8 protein-coding genes and 3 pseudogenes are annotated in these 11,722 nt (G+C 43.1%); 8 read left to right on the top strand and 3 right to left on the bottom strand.

Going from position 1 to position 11,722, the window contains the following annotated elements; genetic code table 11:
* Nucleotides 1-202, bottom strand: a pseudogene (locus RIE73_RS19230) (hypothetical protein); the annotation flags it as partial.
* Between the two features lie 279 nt (nt 203-481).
* On the opposite strand from RIE73_RS19230, the pseudogene RIE73_RS19225 reads away from it, so the two are divergent.
* The 8 genes and pseudogenes from RIE73_RS19225 to RIE73_RS19190 all read left to right on the top strand — a co-directional run.
* A pseudogene (locus RIE73_RS19225) lies at nt 482-1,351 on the top strand (serine/threonine protein kinase); the annotation flags it as partial.
* Nucleotides 1,352-1,465: 114 nt separating this feature from the next.
* A complete protein-coding gene (locus RIE73_RS19220; RefSeq protein WP_446402709.1) occupies nt 1,466-2,968 on the top strand; it encodes a GAF domain-containing sensor histidine kinase in 1,503 nt (500 codons plus the stop codon).
* A 57-nt stretch (nt 2,969-3,025) separates the two neighbouring features.
* Nucleotides 3,026-3,424: a response regulator gene (locus tag RIE73_RS19215; RefSeq protein WP_446402708.1), complete on the top strand. Its 399-nt coding sequence runs from the start codon at nt 3,026-3,028 to the stop codon at nt 3,422-3,424.
* A gap of 34 nt (nt 3,425-3,458) precedes the next feature.
* Nucleotides 3,459-6,173, top strand: a complete 2,715-nt coding sequence (locus tag RIE73_RS19210) for an ATP-binding protein (RefSeq protein ID WP_446402707.1) — start codon at nt 3,459-3,461, stop codon at nt 6,171-6,173.
* Nucleotides 6,174-6,441: 268 nt separating this feature from the next.
* Nucleotides 6,442-8,154: an adenylate/guanylate cyclase domain-containing protein gene (locus RIE73_RS19205; protein WP_446402706.1), complete on the top strand. Its 1,713-nt coding sequence runs from the start codon at nt 6,442-6,444 to the stop codon at nt 8,152-8,154.
* Nucleotides 8,155-8,329: 175 nt separating this feature from the next.
* Nucleotides 8,330-9,880, top strand: a complete 1,551-nt coding sequence (lysS, locus tag RIE73_RS19200) for a lysine--tRNA ligase (RefSeq protein ID WP_446402705.1) — start codon at nt 8,330-8,332, stop codon at nt 9,878-9,880.
* A gap of 164 nt (nt 9,881-10,044) precedes the next feature.
* Complete coding sequence (locus RIE73_RS19195) at nt 10,045-10,260, top strand: hypothetical protein (RefSeq protein WP_446402704.1); 216 nt, start codon at nt 10,045-10,047, stop codon at nt 10,258-10,260.
* A gap of 3 nt (nt 10,261-10,263) precedes the next feature.
* Entirely contained in the window at nt 10,264-10,635 is a 372-nt protein-coding gene (locus RIE73_RS19190) for a hypothetical protein (protein ID WP_446402703.1), read from the top strand.
* Between the two features lie 215 nt (nt 10,636-10,850).
* On the opposite strand, the pseudogene RIE73_RS19185 reads toward RIE73_RS19190, so the two are convergent.
* Together RIE73_RS19185 and RIE73_RS19180 are read right to left on the bottom strand one after the other, a co-directional pair.
* Nucleotides 10,851-11,144 (bottom strand): annotated as a pseudogene (locus tag RIE73_RS19185) (hypothetical protein).
* Nucleotides 11,145-11,443: 299 nt separating this feature from the next.
* Complete coding sequence (locus RIE73_RS19180; protein WP_446402702.1) at nt 11,444-11,623, bottom strand: hypothetical protein; 180 nt, start codon at nt 11,621-11,623, stop codon at nt 11,444-11,446.
* Between the last annotated feature and the right edge of the window lie 99 nt (nt 11,624-11,722).

The following is an 11,722-nucleotide window of genomic DNA, read 5'->3' as shown; positions in this document are numbered from 1 at the left end:
GTTCTAACGCCGTACTGATGGGAGAGTATTGGCAATAGCAGACGACAATTGCATCAAAATCACTGCTGGGGGATTCTGTCTTGTACTCTTCAACTCGGGTTACTTTCCAATCTCCGATGCGGCTGTGGGTGCTAGCATCTGAGAACTGTATAAGTGTTGTGGTCAGGGAAGCGGGGGAAGCAATGGTACAACATTGGTACATTTTCCCTGATAGCGTGCGGAGTCTGGGGTTTTTTAAAAAAGAGACTTAAATCTTTTTAAGGGTATCCTGAAAGACTAATTGAAACCACATTTATATCACTTCAAATTTAGTATGACAAGTAATATTCATGTATTACTGTAGTTTTGCTGATTTTGGTTATAATCAGAATACTTCTCCAATAATTAGGGTAGACCCAGATTTATTTATGGTGTCGCCTGAGATAATTTAGCATAACAGTTACGGAAAAGCAAAATTCTTGAAATCATCATTAACAACCCTATGAGCGATCTGAGCAGCTATCAAATCCACGAAACTTTGTACCAAGGCATGAGAACCGAAGTTTATCGTGGACTATGCACCAGGAACGACCAACTGGTGATTATTAAAGTGCTGCGTAATCCTCACCCCAACGTTAATGAGTTGATAAATCTTCGCCATCAATACGTCATCACTCGTCATCTTGAACATGCCAAGATTGTTAAACCTCTTGCCTTGGAAAGTTATGGGAATGGATATGCTTTGGTGATGCCCGACTCAGGGTCAATCGCTCTTTCGGACTATTGGCAACAGTGCGATCGCACTCTACAGCAATTTCTCGACCTTGCCATTCAATTGGCAGAAGTCTTACACTATCTTCACCAGCAACGCATCATTCATAATGATATCAAACCAGCGAACATTCTGATTCATCCCCAAACCCATCAGATTCAATTAATTGACTTTAGTCTTTCCAGTTTGCTCCCTCAACACCAGCAACAACGAATCAGCCCTAATGGTTTAGACGGAACGTTAGCCGATATTTCCCCGGAACAAACCAAACCCATGAATCCGATGATTGATTATCGCACGGACTTTTATGCGTTAGGTGTTACATTTTACGAACTTTTAACCGGGGAATTACCTTTAAACAGTGATGACCCCATGAGGTTGGTTCATAGTCACATTGCTAAAATGCCCATCTTAGGCAACGGGGAATACACAACAGACAACAACCAACAGCATTCATCCTCCCTCCACGCCCCTATTCCCCAAGTCCTGATTGACATCGTACTTAAATTGATGGCGAAAAATGCCGAAGACCGCTATCAAAATGCTTTAGGATTAAAGCATGATTTAGAGCAATGTTTACAACAATTCCAATCGGGAAACTCACTCAGCTACCCGCATCAAACCTCCACCCAAACAACTAACACCGTTACCGCAAGTCCCTCCTCTATTGATCTAGCCTCCGCTATCAAAGCATCTCAAGCCATTTCCCAAGAAATGTCCCTTGAGGCGCTGTTGTCCAAATTCATGCAAATTATCGCCGAAAATGTAGATGCCGATCGCGCGGCTATACTCTTAAATAATTCGGGTAATTGGCATGTAGCTGGATGGTGGGATCATGGCACTTATAACCGATCAAGCAACGTATTTGACCCCCCTAATTCTCTACCACAAACCATCATCAACACAGTCAAACGAACTCAAACACCCCTACTCCTCAATAACGTCCCCGAACACAAATCCTTTAGCGCCGACCCTTATCTGAGCCAAAAACAACCCCTGTCTCTAGTCTGTACCCCAATTCTCCACAGTGGAAAAATAGTCGGTTTGCTTTACCTAGAAAACAATCTGATCACCGATGCTTTCACCCCAGACCAGATTGAATTACTCAACCTGCTCACATCTCAAGCGGCTATTTCCATCGAAAATGCCCGACTTTATCACAGTCTAGAAGACTACAACCGCAACTTAGAACAAAAAGTCACCGAACGCACCCAAGCACTCGCCCAAGCCCTCGAAGAACTCAAGACAACCCAAGATGAACTGATTCAAAAAGAAAAAATGGCAGCATTGGGACAACTCATTGCTGGCGTTGCTCATGAAATCAATACGCCTCTAGGCGCCATTCGTTCCTCGGCTAGAACAATTGCTAAATTCCTCGACCAAACCCTAGAACAGTTACCCACACTGTTTCAATCTCTCTCAACCGAAGACTCCGCGATTTTCCTAGCTTTACTGCAACGCTCACTGCAACACCAATCAACAGTCTCCACTAAAGAAGAGCGTAAGTTGAAAAGAACCCTAAGACGGGAATTGGAAAACTCAGACATTGCTGATGCCGATATCATTGCTGAGAAGCTAGTCATTATGGGTATTACGGATGAAATTGCCAGCTTGATGCCCTTATTACACAGACCGGATAGTTTTAAGGTTTTAGAAATTGCCTATAAACTATCTGAACTTAAACGAGGTACGGCTATGATTAATACGTCCACAGACCGAGCCTCAAAAGTGGTATTTGCTCTGAAGACCTATTCCCGCTATAACCAATCGGGAGAAAAGATCAGCGTGAACCTGACTGAGGGAATTGAAACGGTTTTAACCCTCTATCACAATCAACTCAAACAGGGAGTTGAGGTGATCCGAAACTATGCCGAAATTCCACCTGTATCCTGTTATCCCGATGAACTAAGTCAGGTGTGGACAAATCTGATCCATAATGCCTTACAAGCGATGGATAACCGAGGGACGTTAACGATTGATGTCACGCAGGAGAATCAACAGGCTAAGATTAGCATTACCGATAGTGGTTGTGGCATACCCGAAGACATTAAACAGAAAATATTTCAGCCCTTTTTTACCACTAAACCGACGGGAGAAGGGAGTGGGTTAGGACTGGATATTGTCAAGAAAATCATGGATAAACATTCCGGTAACATGACTGTAGAAAGCCAGCCTGGTCGGACGACATTCAATGTTTTTATCCCCATTCAGTCTTAGCCGTAACCCACGACTGACAATAAGGACGAATAACCAATAACTAAGGATGAATGACCAATGAGTAAACCCATTATTTTATGTGTTGACGACGAAAAAGACATTTTACAGAGTCTGAGAACGCAACTCATGGAGGCATTTGGCAGTGCCTACACCTATGAAGTGGCTGAAGATGCTGATGAGGCTTTAGAAGTAATTGATGAACTCATCGAGGATGAAATGCAAATTATTCTTATTGTCTCGGATTGGTTAATGCCTGGGATGAAGGGAGATGAGTTTCTGATCAAAGTGCATCAGAAATTTCCTAACGTCATTAAAATTATGCTCACGGGTCAAGCCGATGAAATCGCCATTCAACGAGCCAAAGAGCAAGCCAACCTCCATTGCTGCTTATTTAAACCTTGGTCTGAAGCTGAATTAGTCGAAACCCTCAAATCAGGTTTAGCCCAACTTGACTAACGTCAGGATGAAATTAACTAGCGAAAAATGATCTATGAGCTATGGTTCTATTATTAATAAACTTCCCTTACGGATAGTTCTTATTGTACCCTTTGTCCTCCAAATTATTGGTGCAGTCGGATTAGTTGGTTATTTGTCTTTTAAAAATGGACAAAAATCAGTTAACAATTTAGCGAATCAATTAATGGAAAAAAGCAATGATCATATTAAAGATAATATTTCAGACCACTTGACCTTACCTCATAAAATAAATAGAGCGAATAAAACCTTGTTAACTTTGCAAGCTTTTGATTTAGACAATACTCAAAAAATAGAACAATACTTTTTACAACAGTTGCAAATTTTTGAGAACGTCACTAGCATAGTATTCGGCAGTCAAACAAAAGATTTTATTGGCGTAGAATTACGAGCTAATGACCAATTAGTAGTCATGAAATCAAATACTACTACTAATTATGATTTACATACTTATGAGGTGAATAAAACAGGGAAATACATCAAAACCATCAGCATTAGTAAAGGTTACAATCCAACGATTCGACCTTGGTATACAAAACCAGTAGAAGCAAAAACAGAAGTTTGGAGTGATATTTTTCCTCAATTAGATACAAAGGGTTTAACCTTAGCAGCCGTACAACCCGTTTATGATGCTCAGGGTAATCTTCAAGGCGTGATTAATAGTAGTTTTTATTTGGCAGCGATTAGTGACTTTTTACAACAATTAAAAATCGGCAATACGGGTCAAAGTTTTATTGTTGATGAATCAGGGTATTTGGTTGCTACCTCTACTTTAGAACAGTTGGCAAAAACTGACCAGGGTCAATTAGAAAGAGTCTTGGCGATTCATAGTCAAGATACAATAACTCAAAAAACTGCTGTATATATTTCCAACAATTTATTCAATGGCAATAACACCATCAATGATTTAATTGTTAAAACTATAGTCATTAACAACCAAAAATACTTCCTCCAAGTCAGTCCTTATCGAGATCAATTTGGATTAAACTGGTTTGTCGTCGTGGTCGTCGCTGAGTCTGATTTTTTAAAGGAAATCAATGCAAGTAAACGTCAAACAATTTTCCTTTGTATATTAGCCTTAATCTTGGCAACTGTAATTGGATTGATTTCTAGCCTTTGGGTAACAAAACCGATCATTGAACTTAACCAAATTTCTCAAGAAATTGCTCAAGGAGAATTTAATAAAACGGTCACCATTAACCGAGAAGATGAACTCGGTCAATTGGCACGTTCGTTTAATCAAATGGCATCTCAATTACAAGTCTATTTTCAAACCTTAGAAGAAAACGAAAATCGGTTAAGACAATTCCTAGAAGCTATACCTGTAGGTGTTACCGTTCATGAAACTAATGGTCAGATCTGCTATGTGAACCAGACTGGACAAAAGTTATTAGGGATGACTTCTCATGTAGAAGCTAAAAAAGAGGAACTCAGTCAAGTGTATAAAATTTATCAAGCCAACACCAATCAACTTTACCCGATAGAATCTCTACCTATTGTTAATGCCTTAAAAGGAAAAACGGTTTATCTTGATGATTTAGAACTACATCAACCCGATAAAATCCTCCCCTTAGAAATTTACACAACACCTATCTTCGATGAACAAGGTGAAATTATTTATGCGATTGCTGCTTTTCAAGACATTACCAACCGCAAACAAGCCGAGAAGCTGCTAGCGGACTACAATCGCACTTTAGAAACACAGGTGGCTGAACGAACCCAGGAACTCGCCCAAGCCCTCGAAGAACTCAAAACCACTCAAGATGAACTAATCCAAAAAGAAAAAATGGCAGCTTTGGGTCAACTTATTGCAGGCGTTGCCCATGAAATTAATACGCCTCTAGGCGCTATTCGTTCCTCGGCTGGAACGATTGCTAAATTCCTCGACCAAACCCTAGAACAGTTACCCACACTATTTCAATCTCTCTCTACAGAAAACTCCGCTATTTTCCTAGATTTACTGCAACGCTCACTGCAACACCAATCAACTTTCTCTACGAAAGAAGAGCGGAAATTTAAGAGAGCCTTAAGACGGGAACTGGAAAACTTGGACATTGCTGATGCCGATAGTATTGCCGAGAGGCTGGTGATTATGGGGATTTCTGACCAGATTGAACCCTTTATCCCTCTACTAAAAAGACCTGACAGCTTGCAAATCTTAGAACTCGCGTATAAACTTTCCGAACTCAAACGAGGTACCGCCACAATTAATACCTCCACCGAACGAGCCGCGAAAGTGGTGTTTGCTCTGAAAACCTATTCTCGTTATGACCAGTCGGGAGAAAAGATAAGCGTGAACCTGACTGAGGGACTTGAAACCGTCTTAAATCTCTATCACAATCAACTCAAACAAGGGGTTGAAGTGATCCGAAACTACGCCGAAATTCCACCTGTATCTTGTTATCCCAATGAACTTAATCAGGTGTGGACAAATCTGATCCATAATGCCTTACAAGCGATGGATAACCGGGGAACCTTAACAATTGATGTCACACCAGAGAACCAGCAGGCGAAGATTAGCATTACTGATAGTGGTTGTGGTATACCCGAAGAAATCCAAGGGAAAATATTTGAGCCATTTTTCACAACCAAACCTGCTGGGGAAGGGAGTGGTTTAGGACTTGATATTGTCAAAAAAATTATTGAAAAGCATTTGGGGTATATGACTGTAGAAAGTCAACCCGGTCGAACAACATTCAGTGTTTTTATCCCTATTGAATCCTGGCAGTAAGACGGAATTCTCTATAGAAAGGAGGTTAGTCAGGAAAACCCATTATTGTAGGGGTTTACGACGAAAAATATATTTTATCCCACATCCCGTTATACTAGGAGAGTAACCGTATAATAACCAAGTAAGTAGTCGGACAAAAGCAAACAGTACTGGATTAGTTTTTGTCAATAGTTCTCAACTCCTGACAAAGGACAAAGGACGTAGCTTGCTTCTCAAGGGAGCGAGTATAATCCATAACCCATAACGAATGACTAATGACCAATGACCAATGACAACCAAAAAACCAGTCATTATCTGTGTTGATGATGAAACCAACATACTCAAAAGCCTCAGGGCAGAACTTAAAGAGGCAATCAGTAATGAATATCTCATTGAAATTGCGGAAGGAGGAGAAGAAGCCTTGGAGTTAATTGAAGAATTGTTAGAGGATGGTTATGAAGTTGCTTTAATTATTTCAGACCATATTATGCCAGATATGAAAGGAGATGAGCTGTTAAAGCACGTTCATGTCCTCTCTCCCAAAACCCTCAAAATTATGCTGACTGGGCAAGCGGATCTGGAAGCGGTGGGACGGGCAATTAAATATGCAAAGTTATATCGTTATATCGCTAAACCTTGGGAAACTGAAGACCTAAAATTAACAGTTACAGAAGCCGTAAATAGTTATCTTCAAGATAAACAACTCGCTCAAAAAAATATAGAACTCCAGCGTTTGAATCAGGAGTTAGCGGAATCGGTACGGTTACTCAGTGCGAGTGAACGTAAGTTTCGGGCAATTTTTAATCATACATTTCAGTTTACCGGAATGCTCTCGGTTGAGGGCATTCTCTTAGAAACAAACCAAACCGCCTTAGATTTTGGCGGATTGCAGTTAGAAGACGTGGTGGGTAAGCCATTCTGGGACTGTTATTGGTGGACAATTTCCCCCGAAACCCAAGCTCAGGTCAAATTAGCGTTTGAAAAGGCGGTTGGCGGTGAATTTATTCGCTATGAAATCGATATCTTGGGGGCTGAAAATCGCACCGCAACGATTGATTTCTCAATAAAACCCATTGTTGATGAGAGTGGTATCGTTGAATATCTGATTATCGAAGGTCGAGATATTAGCGATGTTTATCGGGAACTGCACTTACGCCAAAAAGCCGAAGCGGAACTGATTCAACTTAACGAAGCCTTATCCCGCTTTGTCCCCCGCCAATTTCTCCAGCTTTTAGAGAAAGACAGTATTATTGATATTCAATTAGGCGATGAAGTGGAGCAGGAGATGTCGGTTTTATTTTCTGATATTCGCGACTTTACTACTCTGTCGGAAACGATGACGCCTGAAGATAATTTTAAGTTTATTAACGCTTATCTGTCCCAGATGGAACCTGCGATTATTGAACATCAGGGATTTATTGATAAATACATGGGGGATGGGATTATGGCGTTATTTAGTGGCAGTGCCGATGATGCCCTCCTCGCGGGAATTTCGATGTTGCAACGGTTAGCTGAGTATAATCGAAATCGGGTGAATTCGGGATATATACCCCTGGAAATTGGCATTGGCATCAATACAGGTTCTTTAATGCTGGGAACCGTCGGCGGACGACACCGGATGGATAGTACGGTCATTAGTGATCATGTCAATTTAGCCTCCCGACTGGAAAGTCTAACCAAAGAGTATGGCGTATCGCTGTTAATCACCCATTACACCTTGGCACGTTTACAAAACCCCACCGAGTATCATATTCGTTTTATTGAGCAGGTAAAAGTAAAGGGAAAATCCAAGGCTGTGGCAGTTTTTGAAGTCTTTGACAGCGATGAACCTCATCTCAAACAGAGTAAGTTAGTGACGAAAACAATGTTTGAACAAGGGTTGTTGTTGTACTATCAGCGACAAATGCAACAAGCCGCTCAACACTTTGAAGGGGTTATGGAAATGAATCCTAGCGATCCTGTTGCTCAACTCTATCTGCGGCGCTGTCAGTCGGGTAAGTAGGGCTGCTGTAGGGAGTCTTGTGCTGGGGAGAGGCAATATAGGCAATAGGCAATAGTTTCAACCTTCTGTTGGGGGAAGATTTGGCGATCGCATGATTGCTCCGGTTATCTGTTCGGTCGAATGTTAAGATAGATGTCCGAGATCCTACAAGATTAGCATCGAGCAGTTCCCTATTATGTCCCCTGAGCAGTCCCCACCCGATCGCCAAAACACTCTCGAAGAAATTCGTGCTACCCGCTTGGAAAAAGTCCAACAGCTTAAAGCGTTGGGAATTGAGCCGTATGCCTATCAGTGGCAGTCTACTCACCACGCGGCTGAACTGCAAGAGAAATTCGCGGATCTGGGGAATGGTGAAGAGGTTGAGTTTGAAGTCGCGATCGCCGGTCGTATTTTAGCCCGTCGTGTCTTTGGCAAGTTGGCGTTTTTCAATCTCCAAGACGAAACCGGAACGATTCAACTGTATCTGGACAAAAAGCGGATTACCGCAACCATGACAGATCTGCCGAATCCGTTCACCCCTCTCAAGCAACTCACGGATATTGGCGACATTTTAGGCGTAAAGGGGACAATTAAGCGCACCGATAAAGGGGAACTCTCGGTCTATGTCAGCGAATATGCTATCCTGACCAAATCCTTATTACCCTTACCCGATAAGTGGCATGGTCTCACCGATACCGAAAAGCGTTATCGCCAGCGTTATGTAGACTTAATGGTAAATCCCACAGTTCGGGAAACCTTCCGCCGCCGTGCTAAAATTACTGCCGCCATTCGCCGCTATTTAGAGGATCGTGGCTTTATTGAAATTGAAACCCCTGTATTTAGTACGGAAGCCGGAGGTGCAGAAGCCCGTCCCTTTATCACCTATCACAATACCCTAGAGATGGAGTTGTACCTGCGAATTGCCACAGAACTCCACTTGAAGCGGTTAATTGTCGGCGGATTTGAAAAGGTATTTGAGTTAGGGCGAATTTTCCGGAATGAAGGAATTTCCACGCGCCACAATCCGGAGTTTACCTCAATTGAGGTGTACCAGGCTTACGCCGACTACAACGATATGATGACGTTGACGGAAAATTTAATAACTACCGTCACTCAAGAAAGTTTGGGAACCCTAGAAATTACCTATCAAGGTGAACCGATTAACTTTACACCGCCTTGGCGTCGCGTCACGATGCATGAGTTGGTGCAGGAAGTGACAGGGTTGGATTTTAATCAATTTCAGACATTAGATGACGCAAAAGTTGCGGCTAAAAAGGTGGGGATTGAAGGGGTAGAGGACTGTCCATCATTAGGGAAACTCCTCAACGAATGCTTCGAGCAAAAATGTGAAGAAACTCTGATTCAGCCGACATTTATTGTTGATTTCCCGATTGAAATTTCTCCCCTGGCTAAACCGCATCGTTCTAAGCTAGGATTAGTGGAACGGTTTGAGTTATTTATTGCTGGGCGAGAAACGGCGAATAGCTTTTCTGAATTAACTGATCCGATGGATCAACGGGAACGTTTAGAAGCGCAAGCTGCACGGAAAGCGGCTGGAGACTTGGAAGCCCAAGGGGTTGATGAAGACTTTCTCGCGGCGTTGGAGTACGGAATGCCACCAACCGGGGGATTAGGAATTGGGATTGATCGTTTGGTGATGTTATTGACGGATTCGGCAAGTATTCGGGATGTGATTGCGTTTCCGTTGCTCAAGAGTAGCAGCCGCGATGGTTCCCCTGCACCCTGAGCGATATCATGTCCGTTGGAATACTTACACAATCGGTTGAGACAAGGCAGAGGGCAGAAGGCAGAAGGCAGAAGGCAGAAGGGAAGGATTTCGCGAACCATGACAGATTCTACCTTAGACTGCAACTTGGTATAAACTAACTTACAATGAAGTATCAATGACCAATGACCAGAAGCCCACGGTACGAACCGGATGAGAACGTCTCACGGCATGGCGCAACTGACCCTGATAAGTGTGAGGACATGGCTGATAAGTACGGCTGGAACCTTGTCAGGATTGAGGAAACTGGCGATCCAATGCTTGAGGTTGACTGTGTTTTTGAGGGTGAAACCGAGTTCCCACCTAGTCCCTATGAACCCAAACATGAGAGGGAGAAATAACTTGTGAACAGATGGATTGTTTTCAAAACTGAATCAGCTTCATCAAAGGGGTGGAAGGAGCGCAAGTTGCAACCTGCGGGACACTTAACCCGGATGCTGGCTGAGTATTTGGATTGTTCTGACAAGGCATTGCCAGAACCAGGCGATCGCCCGCGTGAGTTTGCTCGTTTTGAAGAGTCGGTTGATCCAAACTTCCCCGATGCTAGCACTCATGTTTGTTGGTCTAACTGGGAAGTGAGCCGAGTTGAGCGGTTTAAGTCGGTTGAGTCGGTTGAGTATGACGAGATTGTTGTGTGTTATTGCCGTTATTCACCGATTGAGCCGGAGTGGAAGGAGTTACCCAAGGTTGGTGTTTTGCAAGAGGGGAAACTTTAACTCTTTGCTATTTGACTGCTCATTGGTGAGTGCGATCGCTCTTTGAGTGTGCCAGAGGTATCTGAAACAGAGTTCCGCAATGCTCTGTTGAGGCTAAGTTACAGCTTGCCGAATAGATGTGGATGTGGGACAAAGGGGAAGCGATCGCCCCGATGAACTGCAAACCTGAGTAGGCTGAAGTGGGGAGCGATCGCATCCTGTCCATACAGCCACTATTAAGTTGATTTCTGCACAGAAGCTTTGGACACCTTTTGTGCTGCTGCATAGATTCGCAATGCAGCCGCCATCTGCTGTTGGGCGGTTTCCCCTTGTGCCTGGAACTAAGCAAAAGTTTCGGTATCTATGGGTACTGTAACTGTCACAAACGATTCGGGAATACGCCATTGCGCCTTAGCAAAAAACTCCTCTGACAACGGTGCAATATCAGAGGTATCAATATCCTCATCATTCATAGCATCAACTCTAGTCCAGTCGGTTTTTGAGGTATTGCTCATAGCGTTTTCGTTCATAAAATGGTGAATTAGAATTGTAGGGGCGCACCGACGTACATTGGTGTCAGCTTAAGGTAAAAAGCTCTTAGAGCGGGGGGTGTAGGGGCGGGTTTTACAGATCACTTATGGCAACCAACTGATAACTTAACTAAACCAGCCCTTCTCCGGTGGCTTAAGTTGACACGGATGCGACGTGCGCCCATTCTAACAGTCAAATCTATTCCACAATTTTAGCTGTGTCAGTCCACTACATCTAGAGCCTTTGCGTAAGTCCTACAATTTTCAGCAAAGGGCAAGAGGGCAAAAAGAGCAAAGGGCTACTGACGAATCCTCGAATACTCGCACACTACCCGAAACCCCATAACGTAGTAGTCGAGGACAGTGAAAAGGTGATCGATGTTGCGAGATGCACAACGACACAGTCTCGGATTATCATCCCAGGAACCGCCGCGTATCACACGTCCGGCACTCTCATCATCGGTGCTGAATTCAGCCATTGCTGGAGACAGAAAATTAAGGGTTGTCTAATTAAGGGCGTATGCCATACGCCCCTACATCCAACTAATTTGTCCTACTGTAGGGGCGCAAGAACCTGC

It is taken from the genome of Coleofasciculus sp. C1-SOL-03, from assembly GCF_040220555.1.
Taxonomy (GTDB): domain Bacteria; phylum Cyanobacteriota; class Cyanobacteriia; order Cyanobacteriales; family Coleofasciculaceae; genus Coleofasciculus.
Note: the sequence above shows the minus strand (reverse complement) of the source record. Positions and strands in the feature narration are given on the sequence as shown.